Consider the following 24,339-nt stretch of genomic DNA (forward strand, 5'->3'; position numbering starts at 1 on the left):
TCCTCGCTGTGGTGGTTCCTGTGGGCATGCGCCCTCGGGGCCGGCGGGCCGGCCCCGGCGCTACGGGGCCGCCCAGCGGCGGACTCGGGTGATGAGGTCGACGGCGTCCACCGGCTTGGTGACGTAGTCGCTGGCGCCCGAGGCGACACTCTTCTCCCGGTCACCGGGCATCGCCTTGGCCGTGACGGCGATGATCGGGAGGTGGGCGTAGGCGGGCATACGGCGAATCTCGGCAGTAGCGGCGTACCCGTCCATTTCCGGCATCATCACATCCATCAGGATGAGATCGATGCCGGGGTGCCGGAGCAGGGCATCGATACCGCGGCGGCCGTCCACCGCGTGGAGGACGTTGATGCCGTGCAGCTCCAGGATGCCGCTGATGGCGAACAGGTTGCGCGCGTCGTCATCGACCACCAGAACCGTACGGCCGGCCAGTCCCGCGTCGGTGTGCGGGAAGGCCTGCGGACGGTTCTGCTCGCCCCGCACCGGGGCGAGCGCGTTGCCGGGCTGCTCCGCGCGAAGGTGCAGGGCGATGCGCTCGCGGAGCTCGTCGAGACTGGTCAGCAGTTCCAGCGGCTGCGTCGCGGTGCGCTCGGTCAGGGTGCGTTCCACCGCGGCGGCCAGGCGGCGGTTGTTGTGGGCCAGTACGGGGAGGGTGGTGAGGGCCGAGTCTCCGTCCAGGGCGGCCAGGAAGCGCAGGGCCTCGTCGTCGGGCATGCCGAGATCGAGGACGACGCAGTGCAAGGGCTGCGACGCCAGGGTGGCTGCGGCGTCCCGGGCGCTGACCGCGGTGACGATGTCGATGCCGTAGCGCTGCCGGTTCGCCTCCTCACCGGCCGACAGCTCCGCGACGGCGCTCTGGGCGACCAGCGACAGGAGCCCCTTCGCGTGCTCCTCGATGACGAGCAAGCGGCGTTCCGGCGCGAGGCCGTGAGCGGGAGCCCCGGCGGCGCCCGGCAGGGCGGGCGCGGCGGGCAGGGCGAGGAGCCCGGTCCCGGACACCGGCGCCGCTCCGGCGGTACCTTCAGGCGCGGACCCTGCAGGAGCGGACCCTTCTGGGGCGGAGGCAGGGGCGGAGGCAGGGGCGGCGACGGGGGCGGCCGACCGCTCCGCGGCCGGGGCCACCGGCAGATAGAGCGTGAAGGCGGAACCGCTGCCCAGGGCGCTCCGCGCCGTCAGCGCCCCGCCGAGCTGCTGGGCGATCTCCCGGCTGATGGACAGCCCGAGCCCGGTGCCGCCGTACCTGCGGCTGGTGGTGCCGTCCGCCTGCTGGAAGGCCCCGAAAATCACCTCCAGCTGCTGTTCCGCGATGCCGATACCGGTGTCCGTGACGCGGAAGGCCACCACGGGGCCGCCGCTCTTGAGCCCGGCCGGGCGCTCGGACGGCTCGACGAGCTCGATGCGCAGCTCGACGTGGCCCCGCTCGGTGAACTTGACCGCGTTGGACAGCAGGTTGCGCAGCACTTGGCACAGCCGGGTGTCGTCGGTGAGGAGGGTGCTGGGAACGCCGGGGCCGGTGATGATCGTGAAGTCGAGGTTCTTCTGGGTGGTCATCGGACGGAAGGTGACCTCGACGTATTCGAGCAGCTGCCGCAACGGCACGTCTTCGGGGTTGACGTCCATCTTCCCGGCCTCGACCTTCGAGAGGTCGAGGATGTCGTTGATGAGCTGGAGCAGGTCCGAGCCGGCCGAGTGGATGATGCCCGCGTACTCGACCTGCTTGGGGGTGAGATTGCGGCCGGGGTTCTGCGTCAGCAACTGCGCCAGGATCAGAAGGCTGTTGAGCGGCGTACGCAGCTCGTGGCTCATGTTGGCCAGGAACTCCGACTTGTAGCGGGAAGCGAGTGACAGCTGGCGGGCGCGGTCCTCCAGTTCCTGCCGGGCCTGCTCGATCTCCAGGTTCTTCGTCTCGATGTCCCGGTTCTGGGCGGCGAGGAGGGCCGCCTTCTCCTCCAGTTCGGTGTTGGAGCGCTGGAGCTCCTCCTGCTGGGACTGGAGTTCCGCGGAGCGGGTCTGGAGCTCCGCGGTCAGCCGCTGGGACTCGCCGAGGAGTTCATCGGTGCGGGCGTTGGCGACGATGGTGCTGACGTTGACGCCTATGGTCTCCATCAGCTGGCCCAGGAAATCGCGGTGGACCGCGGTGAAAGCGGTGAAGGAGGCGAGTTCGATGACGCCGAGGACCTGGTCCTCGACGATGACGGGCAGGATGATCAGGCTGCCCGGAGCGGTCTCGCCCAGGCCGGAGGAGATGATGTAACCGGCCGGTACGTCATCGCTGGAGATGGTACGGCGGCTGCGCGCCGCCTGGCCCACGAGGGACTCGCCGAGGCGGTACCGACGGGGTCCGGAGGCGTCCTCGGCGACGCCGTACGAGCCGACCCGCGTCAGGACGACGCCCCCGGGGCCCTCCTCGGCCAGGTAGAAAGCCCCGTACTGGGAGCCGACCAGAGGGGTCAGCTCGTCCATGACGAGCTCCGCGACCACCGCAAGGTCCCGGTGGCCCTGCATCAGCCCGGAGATCCTCGCGAGATTGGACTTCAGCCAGTCCTGCTCCTGGTTGGCGATCGTCGTCTCGCGCAGCGAGCCCACCATCGAGTTGATGTGGTCCTTGAGCTCGGCGACCTCACCCGAGGCGTCGACCGTGATGGAGCGGGTCAGGTCACCCTGCGCCACGGCGCTGGCGACTTCGGCGATCGCCCTCACCTGCCGGGTCAGGTTCCCGGCGAGCTCGTTCACGTTCTCCGTCAGCCGCTTCCAGGTCCCGGAGACTCCCTCGACCTCGGCCTGGCCGCCGAGCCGGCCCTCGCTGCCGACCTCACGGGCCACGCGGGTCACCTCGGCCGCGAAGGCCGAAAGCTGGTCGACCATCGTGTCGATGGTGTTCTTCAGCTCCAGGATCTCGCCGCGGGCGTCCACATCGATCTTCTGCGACAGGTCGCCTCGGGCCACCGCGGTCGCCACCTGCGCGATGTCGCGTACCTGGGTGGTCAGGTTTCCGGCCATGGCGTTGACGGATTCCGTGAGGTCCGCCCACGTACCGGACACTCCGGGCACGACGGCCTGGCCGCCGAGCGTGCCGTCGGTGCCCACCTCGCGGGCCACCCGGGTCACCTCCGAGGTGAACTGCGACAGCTGGTCCACCATGCCGTTGAAGACGGTCGCGATCTCGCCCAGCAGATCGTCGTCCTCGTACGGCAGCCGGGTCCTGAAATCACCGTCGCGTACGGCTGTCAGCCCTCTCAGCAGCTGACGCAGTTCCGCTTCCCCGACCGTACTGTGCGGCCGCGGGCCTCTTCCCGAACCGTGCTTCCCCGGCGCACACTGCACGGTGGACTCGGCCATCCCTGCTACCCGCCTCTGTCTTCCGCAGCTGCCCCGGCGCAGGACGGCGCAGGCCGCCGGCGCTCCGCCTTGTCCTTGCGCGTCATCGTGACGATGCTCCACTTGCCTTACGGCAAGCATTCGGAAGGCTACCTTGCACTCGTCAGGGGATGCCGATGTGTGGCCTCGGTCGAGGCCCGGACCTAGGTGTATTGATCACGGGCGAGCGGGGCTGGGGCCACGGCGGAGCGGCCGGGCGGAGGCGGCCGCCGACGAGGGCGGGGCGCGACGAGGGCGGGGCGCCGGAGCTCCTCTCCCCGGGCGGGCGGGGAGAGGAGCGCATCCGGCGCCCCGCGTCAGCTCTCAGCCGCATCACCGCGGCCGAGGCGGCCGGCCGGACGCTGCGCGCCTGTATCAGAGACGGCCCCCGGTGAGCCGCGACAGGGGGCCTCGGCGGCGCAGCCCGGCGCGGCGGCCCGCCGCGTACGAGCCGGCGGTCACGGCCACCGTGGAGGCCATGGCGCTCAGGGCGACGACCTTGCGGCCCTTCACCATCGTCCACGCCGCGGCGGCCTTGCCGAGGGTGTGCCGGGTGGCGGTGCCCACGGACTTGCGTGCGGTGTGCGCGGCGGTCTTGGTCCGCTCGGCCACGGGCGCGACCACGGACGTGAGGTGCCCGGCGCCCTCGGACGCCGCGCTCATGCCGCGGCTCGCCGGCTTCGCGGCGCCGCCACTCGGCCCCCCGGAGGACGGGCCCTTGTGCTGGGAACTGGCGGTGGGCGTGTTGGCGTTCGCACTCCTGCTGGATTCAGTCATGCCGCGCGTGTGTCCGGCCAGGGCGGAGGCAAACCGTCCGCCCCGCCCCGACCGGCCCGGGCATGGCCGCCAACTCTCCATCCGCGACGGCGAGGCGGCCTCGGCTGTCCCGCACGACACCTGCGGCCGCCTCGGCTGTCCGTCACGACACCTGAGCCGGCCTCCGCACCAGAGGCCCGACCGCACCCTTACGTTCCGGGCTTGCGGCCGTAGACGTAGACGTCCTCGCCATGCCCCAGCAGGCTCCAGTACGCCTTCGCGTCGGCGGGCCGCATGTTCACGCAACCGCCCGAACCGGGCGGGTTCCACATGCTCTTGGCGGTGGAGTGGAAGGCTATCCCGCCGTCGAAGAACTGGGAGTAGGGCATCGCGACGTCGTAGATCGTCGACCAGTGGCTGATGCTGCGGTAATAGATCCTCTTCAGGCCGGTCCGGGTCTCGGTGCCGTCCTTGCCGGTGCGCACCGGGACCGGGCCGTACTGCAGAGCGGCACCGTCCTGGATCCAGCTGAGCTGCCGCGTGAGGTCGACGCACGCGATCCGCCCCCGGTCGACCGGGCAGTTATGGGTCTTGTCGGGGGTGGTGCCGGCCTCCCGCTGCGCCAGCATGGTGCTCATGGTCTGCCAGGTCAGCGGCCCGGCGTACCCTTGCGTCGGTGTGATCCCGTGGGCCGCCTGGAAGGTCTTGATGGCACGGCAGTCGGCCCCCGACTGCCTCCCGTCCACCGGCCGCCCCAGGAACCCTTCCACCTGCCGCTGATGCGGCCCGGTGGTGAGGTTGCAGAAGCCCGAGCCGGAGCCGGCCTGCGCCGTGCCCCCTCCCGCGACCACCATCGGTACGGCCAGCGCCACCGCCCCGCCGAACACCGCCGCCGCCCGCCGCCACGCACGCATGCGCTTCGCACCCATCCGATCCTCCCCAGCTCCTGTGCGTCCTGAGGGCTCCCTACCCGCCTGGCCGGGGGGAGTTGCGGCCCGAGCGTCCGTGAACCGGTGTGCGGTTCTCCTCGTCGGGGCACCGCGCGCCGGTCGCGCACTCCAGGCGACGGCGCACTCCAAGGCGACCGCGCACGCCAGCGCGATCCTGACCCCGCTCTCGGTGTCCCGGTACACGCCTTCCACGCTGATCAGCGGCGCCGCCTCGTCGAGGACCAGGTCGAGGCCGACCCCGTACGCGAGCACCACCCGGGCGCGCGCCCGCGCCGAGCCCCCTCATACGCCTTCTCCCGCCGTGAACTGCCGGATCAGCCGTGCCACGGCGTCGGGCGCGCCGTAGTGGGCCGCGTGCGCGGCGCCCGGTACCTCGACCGCGCGGCCGTCGCCGACGAGTCCGGCCACGCGCCTGGTCCAGGCAGCGGAGGCGATGGGGTCACCGGATCCCCGTACGACGAGGGTCGGCGCGTGCACCTGGGCCAGATTCCTCTCGAATGACGCGGCGGCGTCGCGCAGGGCGTGGCGAAAGGAGAGCGTGCAGCGCAGCGGACCGGTCATCAGATAATCGGTCACGGCCACTCCGAGCAGGGAGACCGGCTCCCGCGGCGCGTCCGCCAGGAGCCGGCCGCACTGGCGCCAGCCGGACACTCCTGGTTCGAGTGCCGGGCCGACGAGCACCATGCGGCGCACCAGACGGGGGTGGCGGGCGGCGAAGGCCGCGACGACCTGGCAGCCGACCGAGTTGGCCACGAGCAGACTCGGTCCCGGGCCCAGCCGCTGGTGCCAGCCTGCCAGGGCGCCGGCGAGTTCCCCGATGCCGGGTGAGCGCGGCGCGGCGGCGCGTGACCAGGCGATGCCCGGCAGGTCCGGTACGAGCACGGTCATCCCGCCTGCGGCCAGCCGCCGTGCCAGGGGAGTGAAGTACCGTCCCGAGATCCCGAGTCCGTGCACGAGCACCACACGGGGAGTGTCCTCCCGAGGCGGCGGCCCGAACCGGCGGGTGAAGAGCCCGGCGTGTGTTGTCTGTTCCATCCCTCCACCATCCCCCCTCACCGCACGAGCCCGAAGGTTTCCGGGCTCCGGCTCACCGGCCCGTCCGGGTCACGGGCCAGTCGGCGGGGCGAGGTCACTTCACGTAGTTGTAGACGGTGGCGCGGGACACGCCCAGGATGTCGGTGAGTATCCGCACCGCGTTCTTCACGTCGAGGAAGCCCTCGTCCCGCAGCAGGCGGACCAGCTTCTTCTTCTCCGCGGAGTCGAGGCTGCGCGGCGTTTGACCTCGCTTGGCCGCGTAGTCCTCGACCAGTGCGCGGAGTTCTCCGGCGGTCCGTGCCCGCAGGCTTTCCGTGAAGGACTGCTCCTGCTCGTCGGTGCGGACCAGGTGCTGCAGGCTTCGGGCGACGGTGGCGAACAGCGAGACGTCGAGGTTCAGGCACACCGCGGCGACGTAATCCCCCTTGCTGTTCTTGATTCCGATGGAGGTGCTCTTGGCGGGGCGGCCGTCGGGGAAGGTGTTGGCGTAGTTCTGGACGACCCGGGGATGGCCGGGGTCCCGGATGCGGGCGACGCCGAGCTCGGTGGCCGGATCGCCGACGCAGCGGCCGGACAAGTTGTTCTCGATCGCACGAATCGCGTTCTGCGGGTTCCGCAGGTCGTGCAGGACGACCTCGCACAGACCGGGGAACATGCGGCCGATGGCGGTCACGATCGTCTCGGCCTCGCGCAGCAGCAGTTCGTCCTCGTTCACGCGAAGAGCCTGCTCATCGCGGTGGCGGCCTTGAGGCCCGACCCCGTCAGGATGACGACGACCGTTTCGTCCGGGCGGATGGCGCCCCGGCCGGCGAAGACCTCGATCGCGGCGGCGGCGGAAGCGGAGGTCGGCTCCGCGTACAGCCCGAGTCCCGCCAGGCGGCGGGTCGCCGCGATGATGTCGTCCTCCGGGATGGCCGCGGTGTCCCCGCCGGACCGCCGGATCGCATCCACGACCTCGGGCAGACGGACCGGCGCCTTGATCGCGGTCCCTTCCGCGATCGTGGGCCCGAACTCCACGGCCGCGCCGCCCTGAAAGGCTGCGTGGATGGGCGCGCATCGTTCGGGCTGGGCGACCAGGAGCCGGGGGAGCCGCTCGATGAGGCCGGCGGCGAGCAACTCGCCGAACCCGAGGTCGCAGCCCAGCACGATGCTGCCCGCGCCGGCCACCGTGACGACCACGTCCGGCGCGGTGAAACCCAGGTCCTCCCACAGTTCGTAGGCCAGCGTCTTGGTGCCCTGGAGGAAGAAGGGATGCCAGTTGTGGCTGGCGTAGGGAGTGGTACGGGCTTCACACAGAGCCTGCGCGGACGTCGCGGCCCGGTCGCCCGCCACGAGCGCCACCTCGGCGCCGTACGCCCGGGCTTGCAAGACCTTCGCCGGAGAGGTCGCTTCCGGAGCGAGAATGCGGGTACGGATGCCCGCGGCCGCGCAATAGGCCGCCACCGAGGAGCCACCGTTGCCGGAGCTGTCCTCCAGCACCGATTCGACCCCGGCCTGAGCGAGCAGCGAGAGCATGACGCTGCTGCCGCGGTCCTTGAAGCTGCCCGTGGGATTGAACCATTCCAGCTTGAAGCGCACGGCGTGCTCACCCCAGCGCTTTTCGATCAGCGGCGTGCAGCCCTCGCCGAGGGACACGGGGTGGGTGATGGCCCCGGGAATCGCCGCGCGGTAGCGCCACAGGGAGCGGGTGGAGGTTTCGATGCTGTCCGGCCCGATGCCCGGCCGTGGCGCGACCGTGAGCGGGGCCCCGTCATCACCTTGCCAGCGCCGTGGGTCGAGGGGATACGTCCGCCCCGAGCGCGGGTCGAGATACACGTCCGTGATCACCATGAGCACCAGTCACCTTTCCGGTCTAGACGGAAAGTCTAGCAGTGGACGGACCGTCTATGCGAGGTGATCACCGGCGTTGATGTGCGGGGCGTGGCCGTCGTGCGCGCTGGGCATGCACATTCACGGGCTGTCGAGGAGCACGGCCAACGGTGTGGCGAGCACTCGCCGTGGTGGCCGGGGCGTCACGAGAGCTCGGCGCTGCCCGACCGCTGTGAGGCCTGCGCCGGCTCCGCTGCTGACCTGCTTCCGGCGGGTGTCCCGGTGGCTGAGGCCGACGACGACGCAGGGTACGGGCCGACGGCGGACTGCGGCTGGAACGAACCCGACGGGCCGCGCCTGCGCCTCTCGTACTACCTGGTTCGCTGGCCGGGCAGCTTCGGCGGCACGGCGGCGACCGAGAAGGCCCATGAGGCTTTCGCCGAACACCCGACGGGCGGGACCGCGCTGCCCTGGCCCGGCGTCGGCGACGAGGCGGAGCGGTCTGTTTCCGAGCTCTCCGTCGACCTGCGGGCCCGCAAGGTCAACGTGATCGACGGGTGACCTACTACGGTATGTCCGCCCGCGAAAGGCTGCCCACGCTGGAAGAGCCGCTCCGTGCGGCCCTGGAACAGGTCCGTACCGACTGATCCCGGCCTGTCTGTCCGTCACACCGGTCCCCCGTGTGGCGTTGGCCGATGCCCGAGCCGGCCCAGGTGCGTGATACCGCCGGGCGCGTGTGCATGTGTCGCCCGGCCGGTGGGGTGCGCGGGGGAGTGGCATAACGCGCGGTCCGAAGCCCCGACCGCCAAGGGGCTGCGGTGGGGCGAGGGCATGGTGGGGCCCCCGGGCGGCGTTGCCGTGACCGGGGGGGAGCGGATCGGGTCCGGGGGAGGACCGGGGAGCCGGGGGAGGAGCGGCCGGACTACATCTGGGCCGGGGTGAGCACCACGAAGTCCGCGCCGGCCCCGTCGGTGCACACCGCCAGCCTTCCGACTCCCTCCGCGTCCTCGGGGCCCATCAACACCGAACCGCCGTTCGTCCTGACCCGGTCGAGCGTGGCGTCGCAATCCGCGGAGGCGAAGACCGGGTGCCAGGACGCCTTCCCGCCGGTGAGGGCGAGCTGGTCGGCGGGCATCTCCATGAAGCCGCCGTGCATCCGCTCCTGCGGCTGGCCCGCCGGGGTGATCATCGAGTACGTCCCGCCGCCGCCCGGCAGGGGCATGTCGTCGGTCGTCCAGCCGAACAGCTCCCCGTAGAACTGCTTGGCGGCGGCCGCGTCGGTGGTGTACAGCTCGGTCCAGCACAGGGCTCCCGGCTGGTCCGCGGCCTCCATGCCCTTCATCTTCCCCGGCTGCCAGACGGCGAACTGGCCCCCCTGCGGGTCGGTGTACTGCGCGAACCGGCCTTCGCCGTCGGCGTCCACGGGCTCCACCCGTACCGCGCCGCCGAGACGCCGTACGGTCTCGGTCGTCGCGGTGGCGTCCCGCGTCTGGAAGTAGAGCATCCACGCCGAACGGGCTCCCGCCTCGGTGAGCGGGCCGAGGCCGCCGACCGCCTTGCCGTCCAGCTTGAAGAAACCGTACTCCTCGGCGCCGGGGCCCATGTCCTGGAACTCCCAGTCGAACACGGCGCTGTAGAAGGCGACCGCCGCCGGGACATCGGGTGCGCCGAGGTCGAGCCAGCACGGGGAGCCGGGTACGAAGTCAGTAGTGATCACGGTGGTTCCTTGGGTCGCGGAAGATCACGGACGGTCGGGAAGGCGCGGTCGCGTACGCAAGCAGCGTGCCACCGGGCACGGGCGCGCGCTCCCCGGGCACGGCGAACCGGTGACCCGGCGGTGACCGAACATGACCGGTGACGCGCAGGTCCCGTCTCTCCCGCTCCTGAGTCCTCGGGCGCAGGGCAACCGTCGACAATCCGCAGCGTCGGTTCCAAGGGCACACGGCCGTGAGGCGGCCACCACGAGACGCGTGCCGCCCGTCTGAAGGGCCGGCGGCCTCGGGCGTGTCTTTCGGATCTTGCCGGGCCCGCGTTGTCCGGCACCGCACCTCGCTGCGTTGTCGGGGCTTCCAAGTACGTCCAGTACGAGGCAAGCTCCTCCGTCTTGCGATGCAGGGCGCCGGACAACGCGGGCTCGGCCGACAAGATCCGAAAGACACGCCCTAGGCGGCGGGGGCGGGCAGCAGGCGCCGCGAAACCCTTACAGCCACCTGTTGCGGCGCAGGGCGCGGTAGATGACCGTGCAGACGACGGCGATGAGGACCCAGACCGCGGGATACCCGTACGGGGATTTGAGTTCGGGCATGTACTCGAAGTTCATCCCGTACACGCCGACGATCATGGTCGGGACGGTGATGAGCGCCGCCCAGGCGCTGATACGGCGCATGTCCGCGTTCTGCTGGACGCCGAGCTGCGCGATGCTGGCGCTCAGCATGCCGGTGACGAGCTCGTCGAAGGTGACGATCTGCTCGGTGACCCGCTGGTGGTGGTCGGCAACGTCCCGGAGGTAGGCGATGACCTTCCGCGGGATCTGCTCGATGGAGCCGTCGCTCAGACGCTGCAGGGCCGGGGCCAGGGGCATGACGGCCCGCTTGAATTCGAGGAGTTCCCGCTTGAGCTGGTAGATCCGTGCGGCATCGACCGGACCGGGGGAGAAGACCTCGGTCTCCAGGGTGTCGACGTCCCCGGCGAAGGCGTCCGCCACGTCGAGGTAGCGGTCGACGATCATGTCCGCGACCGCGTGCAGGACGGCCGCCGGCCCCCGCCCCAGCTGCTTCGGATCCTCCTGGAGCTGTCGGCGTACGTCCTCCAGCGAGGGAGCACTGCCGTGGCGGACGGTGATCGCGAAGCCCGGGCCGGCGAAGACCATGATCTCGCCCGTGTCGACGATCTCGGTGCTCGCGGTGACCTTGTCGTGATCGACGTAGACGATGGTCTTCAGCACCAGGAAGAGCATGTCGCCGTAGCGCTCCAGTTTGGGCCGCTGGTGCGCATGGACCGCGTCCTCCACCGCCAGAGGATGCAGCCCGAACGCCTCGGCCACCTCCTGGAGCTGCTCCGCGGTGGGCTCGTACAGGCCGATCCACGCGAACCGGCCGGCCTCCGGGTCTATCCGCTCCAAGATCGCACCCAGGCCCACCTGGCCCGGAAGCCGGTGCCCGGCCTCGTAGAGAGCGCAGTCCACGACCGCCGACGGGAGAGTCGTCGCATCCTCGCCGCGCTGCTGCGCCACCCGTGCCTCCTCGTATCGTCCAACGCTAGAGCGCAACCTACCGTCCCCTCCCCACAGCCGACGATCTGATGCCGGTCCGCAGGGACGCGGAGCGCCGGTCCCGGGACGAGGTGCTGCCGGGCGGCGGGAGGTGGCGGGCCTTTCCCGGGACGAGGCGCTGCCGGCCCGCGGTGGAGGATGGTCAGTCCGGGCACGCTGAGCGGTATACCGTTCTGTTGGCCCTATGTCCCGCGTGTACGAAAGGCAGGTGAAACCACGATGTGTGGTGAACCTCCCAGTCGCATGCCGCGGGACGCTGCCCCGTCCGGACGCTGAGCGGACGGGAAGGCGGTGTCTGCGGCGTGCCTCGCGCATCCCCCACCTCTTTCTCCCCGTGCCCGCGGAAGGACTCCGTCGTGTCCGAGCGTCGCCTGCGTGCCCTGCGCGCTTTCAAGAAGCCGGCCAAGCGCCCTGCCGAACCCCGCCCCGCCCACGACCGGTCCAGCGCATCCGTCGCCGCCGAGCAGCAGCCGTCCCAGACGAACAGCGTGGTCACCGCCGCGCTCTACCGCGACGGCGTACGCACCAGCACCCACGACTCGCTCGCCGAGACCTTCGCCAAGCTCCGCGAGTCCGAAGGCGGCATGGCGTGGATCGGCCTGTACCGGCCGACCGAGGCCGAGCTGCTGTCGGTCGCCGACGAGTTCGACCTGCACCCCCTGGCGGTCGAAGACGCCCTGGAAGCCCACCAGCGGCCCAAACTGGAACGCTACGGCGACACCCTCTTCGTCGTACTGCGCGCCGCCCGGTACCTCGACGCCGACGAGGAGGTCGACTTCGGCGAACTGCACGTCTTCGTCGGACCCGACTTCGTGATCACCGTCCGCCATGGCGCCGCCCCCGACCTGGCAGTCGTACGCCGCCGCATGGAAGACAACTCCGACCTCCTCAAGCGCGGCCCCGAAGCCGTGCTGTACGCCATCCTCGACGCGGTCGTCGACGGCTACGCGCCCGTGGTGGCGGGCGTGGAGAACGATGTCGACGAGATCGAAACCGAAGTCTTCAGCGGCGACCCGCAGGTCTCCCGCCGTATCTACGAACTCTCCCGGGAAGTCGTGGAGTTCGCCCGCGCGACCCGCCCCCTGACCCGCATCCTGGAAGGCCTGAGCGCCGGATTCGAGAAGTACGGCATCGACGAGGAACTGCGCCGGTACCTGCGCGACGTCGCCGACCACGCCACCCACGTCACCGAACGCGTCGACGGCTTCCGCCTGGCCCTGCAGGACATCCTCGCCGTCAACGCCACCCTGGTCAGCCAGCAGCAGAACGAGGAAATGAAGCAACTGGCCCGGGCCAGCCACGCGCAGAACGAGGAGATCAAGAAGATCTCCTCCTGGGCGGCCATCCTCTTCGCCCCCACGCTTGTGGGCACGATCTACGGCATGAACTTCGAAACCATGCCGGAACTGAAGTGGGCTGCCGGCTACCCCTTCGCGATCCTGCTGATGGCAGTGGTCTGCGTCAGCCTGTACGTCATCTTCAAGAAGCGCGACTGGCTCTAGCCAGCACATCGACGCCATTGATCAACTTAGCGCTTGCGAACGCATGAAAGCGGCCCGCAGGGCCCCCTGGGGAGAATCTGGGGAGAATGCGCAGCCCGCCCCCGCAGGCCACTCCCCCCGCGCTCCGCGCTGCCCCGCCCGTGCCGTCAACCGCCTTCAGTGACACGTCATGTCGCCTCGCGCAGGTTGGGGAAAAGCGCAAAGGCCGTGGGTTCGAGTTTTCCGAAGGGGGCTCGTAGCCGAACTCGCGGATGGTGCGTCCAGAACGGCACCGGAGCGGGCCAGGGTTCGTCCGGGCCCGCCGAACCGAGGGCCAGGGCGAAACCCCGAACGAGTGACGGACGGCTGGGTGCCGTTCCGCAAGGGCCCGCGCCCTCAGTAGGGTCCGATCATGCCACAGCATCAAGAGCTCATACATGGGACGCTCGTCGTCACCCAGGAGGTCGCCTACATCACCCCCGCTCAGCGCCGTGATATGGGCATGACTAGTCGTGACGTGGTCGAGAACGCGCTGTACCTCATCGACCCTTCGCGGATGGCTCCTCCAGAAGCGCGACTGGCTGTAGGAGTCAGTTGATCCCTCACGCACCAACGGGGGGCGCCGGCAGCGGTAGCCCGTCAGGCATGCACGAGGCCATCCGCCATCACCAGCCGAACGCGGCGCAGCGCCTGGAGATCGCTCAGGGGATTACCCTCGACGACCAGGAGGTCCGCGCGGAGGCCGGGGAGCAGGCGCCCCGTGACCTTGCCCAGCCCGAGTGCCTCCGCCGCCTCGCAGGTGGCCAGGTCGACGATCTCCTGCGAGGTGCAGCCCAGATGGGCGAAGAACTCGAGACTGGACACGAAGTCATCGAAGACCGCCCGGCTCACGCCCGCGTCCGTGCCGGTGAGCAGCCGCACCCCGCGCTCGCGCATGCGGCGGATCCCGCCGAACATCTCCTCCGCGCGCTCATGTCCGAAACGCTCGGCGAAGCCGCGCCAGTCGGGGCTGGCCGCCGGACAGACCCCGATGCCCCGGGCGGCGATCTCCTCGACGACGTCGTCGAGGAGCCGGAAGCCATCCTGGTCGATCCACGTGCAGTGCTCGATCGTACTCACTCCGGCCTCCACCGCCGCGACGATGCCTGCGGTGCCGTGCGCATGCGCCGCCACCGGGAGGCCGGCACTCGCCGCCTCCTGCACGATGATCCGGAGCTCCTCGGCCGTGAACTGGGGCGCCCAGATCGGCGGCCCGCCCTTGGTGATGCCCCCGCCCGTGGCCATCACCTTGATGAGGTCCGTGCCCCGCTCCACGTTGCGGCGGACCAGCGCCCTGGCGGCGTCCTCGCCGGACACCTCTCCGCCCAGGAACCAGCAGTGTCCGCCGGGTCCCGTCACAGGAGTGCCGGCCGCCAGGACACGGGGTCCGGGCAACCGTCCCACCCTGACGGCGTCGCGGAACTCCGTCACCAGTCCGTTCCGGTCGCCGAGGTCCCGCACTGTGGTGACGCCGGCGTTCAGCAGACCGAGTGCCCGCTCCGCAATGCCTTTGGCCACCGTCGCATCGTCCGCCTCCCGCAGCGCCGCGACCGGATCGGGCCCCGCGTCCAGAACGAGGTGGACGTGCGCGTCGATGAGCCCCGGCAACAGCGTGCCGTCGGGGTAGTGGTGACGGAGAGTGCGCGCGGGGGCACGGGACTCCACCTCGTGGCGCGGTCCGGTGTCCGCGATGACGCCGTTTCGCACCAGCACGGCGCCGTCTGCCAGGACCTGGCCGTGCGGTCCGATCACCACGCGCCGGGCCGAGATCAGGGTGTCCATCGCGACTCCTCGTTCAGAATTGCGCTGTCAGAGTTTCGGACAGCCGGATCAGTTGCCGTACATCACTCTCCAGACTGCCGTCGCCCTCGCCGGGCAGGGCGACCGGGACGGCCTGGGAGGGCGCATCCTTTCCGGAGGCGTACGCCCGCAACGCGCTCCTCAGATGGCGCGCCGCGACCTCGGGCGTGAGTGGTGCCTCGGCGTCGGCGGTGGCCGCCTCCAGCGCCAGATAGGGACTGATCCGGACGAGCCCGTCCCGGCACTCGATGACACGCCGGTAGTAGCGCCGGTGCACCCCCCGCGGACTCAGCGCGTCCCAGCGGCGACCGCCCCCGCTGCGTCCGAGTGCGTCCTCCGGGAACGCCAGGTGCAGAGCCTCCCAGAGGGGGGCCAGCCTGTGGTAGACGCGGCCGTGGTGCCACCACAGACGGATACTGGCCCAGCGCGTCACCAGCCCCGGGTAAACCACGCCCGTTACGAAGAGGGGGATCGCGAGGTCGAGCAGGAGCTTCGCGCCGGTGATCACCGGGTGGGGCACACCGCCGCCGAGCAGGCGCACGAGCGTCAGGCACTCCCGTACCGCCGAGGCCAGCACCATGCCGGTCAGCGCGGCGGCCACCATCCGCAGCCCGGTCGCCAACGGCCGGCTCGCCAGCCGCGCGTACCGCACCGTCCAGAACAGCGCCGCCGCCAGGGCAAACGTGAGGTAGGCGCCGGCCGAGAGGTAGAAGACCGCGACACCAGGGACCCGCATGTCGGCCGTCGCGTACGTATGGCCCCGCTCGGCGTGCGGCGTCACGGCCATGGCTGCCGAGGCGATCACCGCAGTCGCGGCGAACGGCACCGCATGCCACCGCACCCGCGTCCGGGCCGCGGCCGGGTCGGACGCCGAGTGAATGAAGAAGCACCCCAGGAAGTACACGGCTCCGAGCAGGCAGAGGTTCTGCAGCAGCTTCGCGGTGCCGTTCCCGGCGAGCCCGTCAATGAGGCGGATGACTACCGGCAGGCCGAACGGGAAGGAGAGACCCGCACTGAACATGCAAAGGAAAACCGCGCCCAGCAGCCGGTCGGAAGGATCGCGTACGACCTGCCGCCCCGTCCAGAGCAGCGAGCCGTACAGAACAACGGCGAGCACCAGGGACAGCACGGTCACAACCACCCCTGCCGGTCCGCAAGCGCCGTGTGCACCCGTCGGGCCGAGATGTCACCCGGCGCGCGGGGCGTGACCCGGTCCAGGACCGACGCCCACTCGAGGATGATCGTGGCGACGAGTTCCGCCTCCCGCTCCCTTTCCTCGGCGTAGGAGGTGCGCCGGAGCGCACGGTTGATCACCTCGGTCGAAAGGTCCGGCAGCACCTCCTGCCAGACGGCGTCCTCGGACTCGTCGCTCCCGTGGTCCGCCAGGATGTGCCCGACCTCGTGGAGCACGATGTGGTCCTGGTGCGCCTGGCTGGTCTCCTTCTGGTAGAAGATGAAGTCCGCCTGCGCGCCGGCGATCCACAGACCGTACGGGCCGGGGACGGACAGCGAGTACGGGACCAGCCGGATCGGCCGTCCGCGGTGTTCACCGAGGAGCCGGCACAGCTCGGGGACCCGCAGTGGAGCAGTGATGCCGAGTTGCCTGAGGATGCTCCGACATCGTTTGCGCAACGTACGTTCGGTCACGGGCCAACTCCGTTGGTGAATCTCCTGGGGCTTGGAAATTCCATCCAATGACGTCAGACCATCATGATCCAGGATGATTCAGGCCATCGTTTCGGCCGGGACCGCCCTCGGCCTGCTCCAGGCGGTAGACCACGTCCAGCAGATCCATCACCTGTTCGCGGTGCTTCTGCGACAACTGACCCGCCCGCATGGCCATCAGCTTCACGTCACTGCCCTGCGACGCCTCGTGCAGCCGCGCCTGCGCGGCGGCGAGGGCCGAGAGCTGCTCCTCGATGCGCGCGGTGGCCGAGTCATCCACGAAATAGGCCGTGGACACCCCGAAGAAACCTGCCAGCGCCTGCAGATGACGCAGCGTCGGATTGGTCTTCTTGCTCTTCCGCAGCTGCCAGATGTAGCTCTGCGAGATCGACACCCCGGTGTCCCGGATGGCGGAGGCCACCTGCTCGTTGCTGTACTCGTGGTCGGGATCCGGTCTGACGGTCTCGAAGAGCCGGTTCAGCTTGTCGGCGAAACCGTGTTCCGGCTCCTCTGGCATGACGCCCCCCTGGTCTGGCCAGCTCTGTTCTTCCACTCAGATGAATCGGTGCAACGTCCACTATCGCCACACTGGTTGAAGAGCGTCAAGGTGCGGACTACGGTACAACTGCACCGGCCGTCAACCGACGTGAAAGAACGGTCTACCCAAGAATCGACATGGGTCGATGCCGGACCTGGGGGAAACGACGAAGGCAGCCATCGGCTCCGCACCGACCACGCGGGAGTCGTCCCTCCGGCTGCCCCCGTCCCCCGCCCCGGCGAGCCGGCGGCGTGGCGCGAGTGCTTGAGCACAACGTGAGCCAGAAGGGGGAGCAGCACATGTCAACTGCGTCTGGAACGGGGCACATCCGACGCCACAGCAGTGCCGCCGAGATACCGCTCTACGCCCGGATCCGGGCGAAACTCAGGATGGACATCGCGTCGGGCCTCTACCCCCAGGGGGAGTACCTTCCGCCCGCCGACCAGCTCGGCAAGGAGTACGGCGCCAACAAGAACACGATCCTCCGGGCGCTGCGGATGCTGCGCAGCGAAGGCGTCGTGGACTTCGGGCGCGGGCGCGGTGCTGTCGTCCTGCCGACTTCCCTCCCCGTGGGCCTCGACGACATCTCCGACCAACTCCAGCGGGTCGTCAACCTCGCAGACGTCTCGGGTATCCCGCGCGCCGCCATCATCTCCGCCATCGAACGGATGCCCAGGATGGCCGCCCGCAATGGGAGGGCGGCGCGGCGCGGGCTGCCGGCGGTGCGCGGCCGCAGGCCGGGATGGAGCCAAGGAAGCTTAAGCGGAGAGTAGCCAACAGGCCAAGAAGACCAGGCTGATCCCGCACGCCCGGACCGGCGGACCCTTCTCACGCCGGTCCCTCTTCTGCCAGGTGGCGGCCCCTGACAAGAGGTGCCGGGCAGCCCGGCCGCCCCGATCGCGGACCGTGTCGGCCACCGGTTGCTCCTTGAGCGGAGGGTGGCCACCGGCCGAGGATCTTTCCAGGCGGCCACCGAGATCCCGGGAAACGGGGTCGTCTCGTCAGCAACCCACGCGAGAATGGATGAAAACCATGGCCAACAAGGTCTACGAGGTTCCGGCGCTGTCCAAGGCCGGCGACTTCCGCAAGGACACCGGATTCCTGAAGCGCGGACCGCACGAGCCCAAGGTCCGTCTGCCCCTGGGCTGGTAGTCCGATGACAAGCCACGGCGAGGGATGGTTCGCGCTGTTTCCGGACTGTGAGGCCGCCCTCGCCGTGGCCTCCCGACTTGGGATACGCGGCGAACGCACCCTCACACACCCGTCAGGAAGACCGTTCGTGCTGGGCAGCTGGGCCACCTCCGTCCAGGCCCGAAACGACCAAGGACTCTTTGTGGCGCTCATCGGACACACTCCCGTCGGCGCACCCGAACTCACCGCGCACATCGCCGGGGTGCGCGATCCCGGCACGGTCCACCAAGTCGCCGCGCGCCTCCCCGGCGACTTCCACGTCATCGCCGAGGCACACGGCGAGATCCACGCGCACGGCACCGCCTCGGGGATGCGCCGGCTCTTCCACGCCACCGAGGACGGCATCACCGTCGCCGCCAACCGCGCCGACGTCCTGGCCCGGCTGTTCGACGCGCCCGTCGATGAGGACGTCCTCGCCCTGCGGCTGCTGGACTCCGTCCCGGACCCGCTGGGTGACGTGCCCCTGTGGCGCGGTGTGCACTCCGTCGTCCCCGGCGAACTCCTGCGCTTCGGCCGCTCGGCCCCCCGGACGGTCCGCTGGTGGCAGCCCCCGCAGACACAAGTCCCGCTGGCCGAGGGTGCGGAGGCGCTCCGCACGGCGCTGGACGAGGCCGTACGCCTGCGGGTGGACATCGCCGGGAGCGTCAGCGCCGACCTCTCCGGCGGCCTCGACTCCACCACCGTCTGCGCCCTCGCCGCAGGCGTGAGCACCGCACCATTACCCGCGCTCACCATGCCCAGCAGGGACCCGGGCGACGACGACGTGCACTGGGCCCGACTCGCCGCCGCCGAGATCGACGGCCTGGAGCACATCCTGCTCGACATCGACGAGATCCCGCTCTTCTACAGCGGTCTACTGGACGTGCGCGGACCCGTCGACGAACCCCTCCCCACCATCCTCGACCAGCCGCGCCAGCTGGTCGGCCACGACCGGCTCCTCGCCGGCGGGTCCCGCCTCCACCTCACCGGCATGGGCGGCGACCACGTCCTGTGGGGGCATCCCGCCCACCACCGTGACCTGCTGACCACCCGTCCCCTCACGGCCCTGCGCAGCATCCGCGGCTATCGTGCCCAGAACCGCTGGTCGCTGCGCGAGACCCTGGCCGTCCTCGCCGACAGCCGCCCCTACGGCCGGTGGCTCGCCGAAGTCGCCGACGACGTCACCGCCCCGCGACCCGCCCCGCACAGCCCGGACGTCTTCGGCTGGGACATCCCGCCCCGTCTGCCGGTCTGGGCCTCCGCCGACGCCGCCGCCTCCGTACGCCGGAGCCTGCGGGAGGCCGCCCGCACGGCACAGCCGCGCGGCACCACCCGCGCCCTCCACAACGAGATCCACACCCTGCACCACGGCACGCGGACCACCCGCGTCCTGCACCAGGTCGCGGAGCACAGCGGGCTGCCGCTGGCGAGCCCCTTCCTCGACGACCGTGTCGTCGAGGCGTGCTGGTCGGTCCGCTCCGAGGAGCGCGCCACGCCCTGGGAGTTCAAACCGCTGCTCAAGCGCGCGATGCGCGGCCGGATGCCCGACGCGCTGCTGCGCCGCACCACCAAGGGCGAGGCCTCGGCCGACGCCGCCAATGGGCTGCGGGAGAACCGCGAACGCCTCGCCGAGCTGTGGCGGGACTCGCTGCTCGCCAAGGCCGGACTGGTCGACGCCGAAAAGCTCCTGGACATCACGATGCGGCCCTCGTCGCCCGAACTCCGGCACGGCGGCCTCGACGCCACTCTCGCCTGCGAGATCTGGCTCCGCACCATCTGAAGGGGAACCCATGCAACTGCGTGAGGACGTGTCCGTGGTGGACACCGACTACGGCAAGGTCCTGCTCGACGGCAGAACGGGTGAGTACTGGGAGCTCAATCCAACCGGCAGCTCGGTCCTGGCGGGCCTGCTCGCCGGCACCCCGGCGAAGGACATCGCCGATGCCCTGTGCGCCCGGTTCGACGTCGATGCGGACCGGGCGCAGGCCGACGTGAGCGCCCTGCTCTCCGCCCTGCGCAACGCCCGGCTGGTCAGCCCGTGAGCTTCCATCCGGTCCCGGAGACCCACAACGGGACGTCGTTCGCTCAGCGCGCCGGAGCCCGCCTCGCCGTGGCGGTGGGCCGACCCCTGCTGCTCCTGCCGCCGGCCCGGCTGGCGCGGGTGCTCGGCGTGGTGTCCCGCGGGGCCCGCCCGGCCGGCCACGACCGGACCCACTGGGCTCGGCGGGCCGTCACCACGGTCAGCGCGGTCTGCGCCGGCCGCGAGGGCTGCCTGCCGCGCTCGGTCGCCACGGCCCTGCTGTGCCGGGCCCGCGGCGAGTGGCCCACGTGGTGCGTCGGCGTCCGCGCCGCGCCGCCCTTCGGCGCCCACGCATGGGTCGAGGCGGAGGGCCGACTGGTGGGCGAGGAACTGCCGGAGAGCTACTTCCGGAGGCTGATCACCGTGGGCTCCGGGAGCGAGGAGAGGAGCCCTTCATGACCGAACACTCGGATCCGTCCGGCGCGGCAACCAAAACCGGTCGGCGAACCGAGGGCGGGCCCGCAACCAAGGCGCACCCGGGGGAGAACCCCGCCGACGGCGCCCGCCCGGGCACCCGTGATCTGCTGCGCCTGCTGCGCGGCAGCGGCCGGACCGTGGGAGCCGCGCTCGCGCTGACCTTCGTCGGCACCGCCCTCGGACTGCTCCAGCCGCTGCTGACCATGCGTCTGATCGACCGGGTCTCCGCCGACCGGGCCGTAGCCGCGCTCGGCGTGACGCTGGCCGCTCTCTTCCTCGTCCAGGCCGCCCTCGAGGCGGCCGGTCAGTACCTGTTGGACGTGACCGGCGAGAGCGTGGTCCGGCGCCTGCGCCGCGGGCTCGTCGAACGGCTGTTGTTCGTCCGCCTCCGAGAACTCGACGGCCGGCGCGCCGGCGACCTGCTCTCCCGGGTCGGCACCGACACGACCATGCTGCGGGACATGGTCGCGGGCAGCTTCGTCCAGCTCGTGACCGTCACCATCACCGGAGTCGGCGCCGCCGGACTGATGCTGTGGATCGACCCCGTCATGTTCCTCGTGGTCGCCGGGACGCTGGTGGTCGCCGCCGTCCTCGTCGCGGGCGTGATGGCCGGCATCCGGACCAGCACCGAGCAGGCCCTCGCCGGTGTCGGTGCCATGACCGCCGACCTCGAACGCGCCCTCGGCGGCATCAGGACCGTACGGGCGGCCCGCGCCGAACACCGGGAGGCCGAGCGCATCGGCGCGGACATCGACGCCGCCTTCACCGCCGGCGTTCGCTCCGCGAAGCTCGGGTCCGTCGTGGGGCCCGCCATGGAGATCGCGGTCAACGGCTCGTTCCTCCTCGTCCTGCTCGTCGGCGCGGTCCGGGTTTCCGACGGCTCCATGTCCGTCAGCGAACTCGTCGCGTTCCTGCTGTTCGCGACCTACCTGGTCATGCCGCTCGCAGGCCTCTTCAACGCGCTCAGCCTGATCCAGCGCGGCCTCGGCTCGCTCCGCCGGATCGAGGACGTCCTGCGCCTGCCCGTCGAGCAGGACCCGGAGGACGGTACGCCCGTACCGCTTCCTGGCCCTGCCGCGTCGCCCGCGACCCCGCTCCTCGAACTGCGCCGGGTCTCCTTCGCGTACGACGACCGTCCTGTACTGCGCGACGTCTCGTTCTCCGTGCCGCGCACCGGGCTCATCGCCTTGGTGGGCCGGTCCGGCGCCGGCAAGACGACGATCGTCTCCCTCGCCGAAAAGTTCCACGAACCGGACGGCGGACACGTCCTCTTCGACGGCGCCGACGTCAGGGGCATCGATCCGCGCGACCTCCGGGCCCGTATCGCCCTGGTCGAGCAACACGCGCCCCTGCTGTACGGAACCCTGCGGGACAATCTCGTCTACGCGAAACCCGGGGCGGATGAGAGAGAAATCCGGGAAGTGCTCCGGATGGTGAATCTCGAAGAACTCGTGGAACGTCTGGCGAACGGACTGGAGACAGAAGTCGGCGATCGGGGATTCAACCTCTCCGGCGGCGAACGCCAGCGCGTTGCCATCGCCCGCGCCCTGCTCGCCCGGCCCGACCTCATACTCCTCGACGAACCCACGTCGCAACTCGACCCCATCAACGAACGGGAACTCACCGACGTCCTGCGGGACATCTCCCGGGAACGCGCCCTGCTCGTCGTCGCCCACCGCATGTCCACCGTCCGGGCGGCCGACCGGATCGTCGTCCTCGACGACGGCCGTGTCGGCGCCGAGGGCACGCACGAACAACTGCTCGCTGAGAACCCGTTCTATCGCAGGCTGACCACCGACCACCTCACGCGGCCGCTCGGCCGGCCCGCCCCAGACAGGAGCGTCGCAGCACCGTGAGCCCCACCACTCCCCGCACCCCCACCGCACCCCACGCAACCGCCGGCGACCGCGCGCCGGGCGCACCGCACTGGACACCGGCCCTGGAACGGGTCAGCCGACTCACCCCGCGCGAGCAGGAGACCTTCCTCCTGCTCGCCGAAGGGCTCTCCAACGAAACGATGGCCCAGCGGCTGCACGTGACCGAACGGACCGTGCGCGCACATGTCGCCGCGGTCATGGAGAAACTCGAACTCTCGTCACGCCTGGCCGTCTGCCTGGCTTCGTACGTGTTCTCCACGGAGCACGCGGACGCCGGGAACCGGCTTGGTCCGTAAAGAGTTCCGAAATGCCATCCGTTCGGAATCCGGGCCCACGGCGAATACTGTCGCCACGGCCAATGGAACGGACGCAAGGAGCTCGACATGATTTCCCTGGCGCCGGAAAAACCTCCGGAGCCCCCGGCGAATCAATTCGCCGGGCGGAATGACGAAAGGAAAGACATGACTGACGCATTCGACCTGGACGCCCGGATCGCCGCCCCCGCCGGCCCCACCGGTGAGCAGGCGCCCCCGCCGTCCATCTCGGGGATCGCCACCCGCACCGTCTGCACCCGAGTGACCTGCCAGGCCAGCAAGACCTGTGTCTGCACCTCGCTCTGCACGACCTTCTGCGTGGGCGGCAAGTAGCCACGGGCCAAGTCCCGACGGGTGCTGCCGTGGTCGAGACACGGCAGCACCTGTCGTCGCAGAGCGAGAGATGCACGCCGAACAGACAGGGGTCGACCACCATGCACCTCACCCACCACGGTACCGAAACCTGGGCCCGCGTGACAGACGACGGCCTCGTGAGCCGCGCGCGGACAGCCGTCCGGCAGGTTCTGAGGGAGACCACGACCACCGCTCAGGTCGAGGAGCTCGCGCTCCGCGCCGCCGAGCAGAGCGACACCGCCGGCGCCTGGTATCCGCCCAGTCTTGCCCACGGCCAGGCCGGTTCCGCGCTGCTTCACCTGTACGCCGCCCGGGCCGGGCTCGGCGACCTGGACACGGCCTCCGGCCACATACGCGAGGCGGTCCTCTCCACCCAGACCGAACCTCTCCAGCACCACGGTCTGTTCGCCGGCACCAGCGGCCTCCTCCTCGCCCTCGCGGACGTCACCCGCGACGAACCACGCTTCCGACCCAGCCTCGACCGGCTCACGGACCAGCTCGCCGAACAGGTCCGCGCCGCTCCCCCGCACCGCACCGAACGGGCCGTCAGCGACCTCGACTACGACCTCGTCACCGGCGCGGCCGGCACCCTCGCCCAGCTGAGCTCCGTCCCCGAGCCCTCCGAGCGGGTCGCCGAGGCCGCCGCCGTCCTCGCCGACTACCTCATCTGGCTCACCGGACCCGCCGAGACCGAGGGCACTCCCCAACGCTGGCTCATCATGCCCGCGTACTACCCGCCCGTCGCCGACCACCTCGTCAAGTACCCCTACGGGTACCTCAACCTCGGTGTCTCGCACGGCGTCCCCGGCATCGCCGCAGCCCTCGCCGCCGCCTGGGCGGCGGGCAACCGCCGCCCAGGCCACCTCGAGGCCGTCACCGCCCTCAGCCGCTGGATCCGCGCACAGGCGGACACCGACGCACACGGCCCCCTGTGGAGCGACGGCACGCCCGTCGACGAACACGGCCACGAGGTCTCCGCCGGATGCGTGCACGACCGGATCGCCTGGTGCTACGGCACCTTCGGCGTCGCCGGCGCCCTCCTCACGGTCGCCGAGGCCACCCGCGACGACGAACTGCGCGCCGAAGCCGTCACCGCCTTCGAGGGTGCGCTCGCCCGCCTCGGGGACCTGCGGCCACTGTCGCCGACCCTCTGCCACGGCCTCGCCGGACTGGTCGTGCTGACACTGGAGTTCGCCCCCTGGAGCGCCGCCGCCCGCGAGCGGCTGCCGGAACTGGTCGGGGACCTCCTCGACCGCCACGAGCCGGACCGCCCGCTCGGTTTCGCCGACCTGGAGGAGCCCGGCAAACCCGTCGACGACCCGGGACTCCTCACCGGTGTCACCGGCGTCGCGCTCACGCTGCTCGCCGCCACCGGCGACCGGCGGCCCGACTGGTTCCGCGCCTTCCTCGGCCGGTGACGGCC

General features: G+C 70.8%; 23 protein-coding genes. 11 read left to right on the forward strand and 12 right to left on the reverse strand.

Going from position 1 to position 24,339, the window contains the following annotated elements; genetic code table 11:
- Positions 1 to 60 precede the first annotated feature (60 nt).
- The 6 genes from ACWDX7_RS22535 to ACWDX7_RS22560 all read right to left on the reverse strand — a co-directional run bounded on the left by ACWDX7_RS22535 (position 61) and on the right by ACWDX7_RS22560 (position 7,931).
- Entirely contained in the window at positions 61 to 3,342 is a 3,282-nt protein-coding gene (locus ACWDX7_RS22535; RefSeq protein ID WP_451493260.1) for a response regulator, read from the reverse strand.
- Positions 3,343 to 3,735: 393 nt separating this feature from the next.
- Complete coding sequence (locus ACWDX7_RS22540; protein ID WP_451493261.1) at positions 3,736 to 4,137, reverse strand: hypothetical protein; 402 nt, start codon at positions 4,135 to 4,137, stop codon at positions 3,736 to 3,738.
- A gap of 188 nt (positions 4,138 to 4,325) precedes the next feature.
- Positions 4,326 to 5,030 (reverse strand): L,D-transpeptidase family protein, encoded by a 705-nt coding sequence (locus tag ACWDX7_RS22545; RefSeq protein WP_451493266.1) that lies wholly within the window; start codon positions 5,028 to 5,030, stop codon positions 4,326 to 4,328.
- A 318-nt stretch (positions 5,031 to 5,348) separates the two neighbouring features.
- The gene (locus ACWDX7_RS22550; protein WP_451751434.1) at positions 5,349 to 6,101 is read right to left on the reverse strand and encodes an alpha/beta fold hydrolase; all 753 of its coding nucleotides are present in this window, start codon (positions 6,099 to 6,101) and stop codon (positions 5,349 to 5,351) included.
- A gap of 94 nt (positions 6,102 to 6,195) precedes the next feature.
- The gene (locus tag ACWDX7_RS22555; RefSeq protein WP_451493369.1) at positions 6,196 to 6,816 is read right to left on the reverse strand and encodes a helix-turn-helix transcriptional regulator; all 621 of its coding nucleotides are present in this window, start codon (positions 6,814 to 6,816) and stop codon (positions 6,196 to 6,198) included.
- On the reverse strand, positions 6,813 to 7,931 hold the full coding sequence (locus tag ACWDX7_RS22560) for a threonine synthase (RefSeq protein WP_451493368.1): 1,119 nt from the start codon (positions 7,929 to 7,931) through the stop codon (positions 6,813 to 6,815). Before ACWDX7_RS22560 ends, ACWDX7_RS22555 begins: the two co-directional genes overlap by 4 nt.
- Positions 7,932 to 8,192: 261 nt before the next feature.
- Between ACWDX7_RS22560 and ACWDX7_RS22565 the strand changes: the two genes are divergently transcribed.
- The gene (locus tag ACWDX7_RS22565; RefSeq protein ID WP_451493367.1) at positions 8,193 to 8,471 is read left to right on the forward strand and encodes a hypothetical protein; all 279 of its coding nucleotides are present in this window, start codon (positions 8,193 to 8,195) and stop codon (positions 8,469 to 8,471) included.
- A gap of 361 nt (positions 8,472 to 8,832) precedes the next feature.
- Here the strand turns inward: ACWDX7_RS22565 and ACWDX7_RS22570 are convergent, their stop codons facing one another.
- Positions 8,833 to 9,627 carry a VOC family protein gene (locus ACWDX7_RS22570; protein WP_451493366.1) on the reverse strand — a complete coding sequence of 265 codons (795 nt, stop codon included), beginning with the start codon at positions 9,625 to 9,627 and terminating at the stop codon, positions 8,833 to 8,835.
- A gap of 483 nt (positions 9,628 to 10,110) precedes the next feature.
- Positions 10,111 to 11,142, reverse strand: a complete 1,032-nt coding sequence (locus tag ACWDX7_RS22575; RefSeq protein ID WP_451493365.1) for a magnesium and cobalt transport protein CorA — start codon at positions 11,140 to 11,142, stop codon at positions 10,111 to 10,113.
- A 395-nt stretch (positions 11,143 to 11,537) separates the two neighbouring features.
- Here ACWDX7_RS22575 and ACWDX7_RS22580 point away from each other — a divergent pair, with 395 nt between their 5' ends.
- Positions 11,538 to 12,683 carry a magnesium and cobalt transport protein CorA gene (locus tag ACWDX7_RS22580; protein ID WP_451493364.1) on the forward strand — a complete coding sequence of 382 codons (1,146 nt, stop codon included), beginning with the start codon at positions 11,538 to 11,540 and terminating at the stop codon, positions 12,681 to 12,683.
- Between the two features lie 618 nt (positions 12,684 to 13,301).
- On the opposite strand, the gene ACWDX7_RS22585 is transcribed toward ACWDX7_RS22580, so the two are convergent.
- From ACWDX7_RS22585 to ACWDX7_RS22600, 4 genes are all read right to left on the reverse strand, one after another.
- The gene (locus ACWDX7_RS22585; RefSeq protein WP_451493363.1) at positions 13,302 to 14,483 is read right to left on the reverse strand and encodes an amidohydrolase family protein; all 1,182 of its coding nucleotides are present in this window, start codon (positions 14,481 to 14,483) and stop codon (positions 13,302 to 13,304) included.
- Positions 14,484 to 14,496: 13 nt separating this feature from the next.
- On the reverse strand, positions 14,497 to 15,636 hold the full coding sequence (locus ACWDX7_RS22590; protein WP_451751440.1) for an MAB_1171c family putative transporter: 1,140 nt from the start codon (positions 15,634 to 15,636) through the stop codon (positions 14,497 to 14,499).
- Positions 15,633 to 16,148 carry a hypothetical protein gene (locus ACWDX7_RS22595; RefSeq protein WP_451493137.1) on the reverse strand — a complete coding sequence of 172 codons (516 nt, stop codon included), beginning with the start codon at positions 16,146 to 16,148 and terminating at the stop codon, positions 15,633 to 15,635. The genes ACWDX7_RS22590 and ACWDX7_RS22595 overlap by 4 nt, the downstream gene beginning before the upstream one ends.
- Positions 16,149 to 16,209: 61 nt before the next feature.
- Positions 16,210 to 16,683, reverse strand: coding sequence for a helix-turn-helix domain-containing protein (locus ACWDX7_RS22600; protein WP_243339092.1), 474 nt, complete (start codon positions 16,681 to 16,683; stop codon positions 16,210 to 16,212).
- Positions 16,684 to 17,003: 320 nt separating this feature from the next.
- On the opposite strand from ACWDX7_RS22600, the gene ACWDX7_RS22605 reads away from it, so the two are divergent.
- The 9 genes from ACWDX7_RS22605 (at position 17,004) to ACWDX7_RS22645 (ending at position 24,334) form a co-directional block, all read left to right on the forward strand.
- Complete coding sequence (locus tag ACWDX7_RS22605) at positions 17,004 to 17,477, forward strand: GntR family transcriptional regulator (RefSeq protein ID WP_451493136.1); 474 nt, start codon at positions 17,004 to 17,006, stop codon at positions 17,475 to 17,477.
- Between the two features lie 259 nt (positions 17,478 to 17,736).
- Positions 17,737 to 17,856, forward strand: a complete 120-nt coding sequence (locus ACWDX7_RS22610) for a keywimysin-related RiPP (RefSeq protein WP_451493135.1) — start codon at positions 17,737 to 17,739, stop codon at positions 17,854 to 17,856.
- Positions 17,857 to 18,037: 181 nt separating this feature from the next.
- Positions 18,038 to 19,654 carry an asparagine synthase-related protein gene (locus ACWDX7_RS22615; RefSeq protein WP_451493134.1) on the forward strand — a complete coding sequence of 539 codons (1,617 nt, stop codon included), beginning with the start codon at positions 18,038 to 18,040 and terminating at the stop codon, positions 19,652 to 19,654.
- Positions 19,655 to 19,664: 10 nt separating this feature from the next.
- The gene (locus ACWDX7_RS22620; protein WP_451493133.1) at positions 19,665 to 19,916 is read left to right on the forward strand and encodes a lasso peptide biosynthesis PqqD family chaperone; all 252 of its coding nucleotides are present in this window, start codon (positions 19,665 to 19,667) and stop codon (positions 19,914 to 19,916) included.
- Positions 19,913 to 20,353 (forward strand): lasso peptide biosynthesis B2 protein, encoded by a 441-nt coding sequence (locus ACWDX7_RS22625; RefSeq protein WP_451493132.1) that lies wholly within the window; start codon positions 19,913 to 19,915, stop codon positions 20,351 to 20,353. Before ACWDX7_RS22620 ends, ACWDX7_RS22625 begins: the two co-directional genes overlap by 4 nt.
- On the forward strand, positions 20,350 to 22,227 hold the full coding sequence (locus tag ACWDX7_RS22630; protein WP_451493131.1) for an ABC transporter ATP-binding protein: 1,878 nt from the start codon (positions 20,350 to 20,352) through the stop codon (positions 22,225 to 22,227). Before ACWDX7_RS22625 ends, ACWDX7_RS22630 begins: the two co-directional genes overlap by 4 nt.
- Positions 22,224 to 22,544, forward strand: a complete 321-nt coding sequence (locus tag ACWDX7_RS22635) for a response regulator transcription factor (RefSeq protein ID WP_451493130.1) — start codon at positions 22,224 to 22,226, stop codon at positions 22,542 to 22,544. Before ACWDX7_RS22630 ends, ACWDX7_RS22635 begins: the two co-directional genes overlap by 4 nt.
- 165 nt (positions 22,545 to 22,709) lie before the next feature.
- On the forward strand, positions 22,710 to 22,895 hold the full coding sequence (locus tag ACWDX7_RS22640) for an FDLD family class I lanthipeptide (RefSeq protein WP_451493129.1): 186 nt from the start codon (positions 22,710 to 22,712) through the stop codon (positions 22,893 to 22,895).
- A gap of 140 nt (positions 22,896 to 23,035) precedes the next feature.
- Positions 23,036 to 24,334 (forward strand): lanthionine synthetase C family protein, encoded by a 1,299-nt coding sequence (locus ACWDX7_RS22645; RefSeq protein WP_451493128.1) that lies wholly within the window; start codon positions 23,036 to 23,038, stop codon positions 24,332 to 24,334.
- Positions 24,335 to 24,339 lie beyond the last annotated feature (5 nt).

It is taken from the genome of Streptomyces sp. NPDC003034 (genome assembly GCF_053591375.1).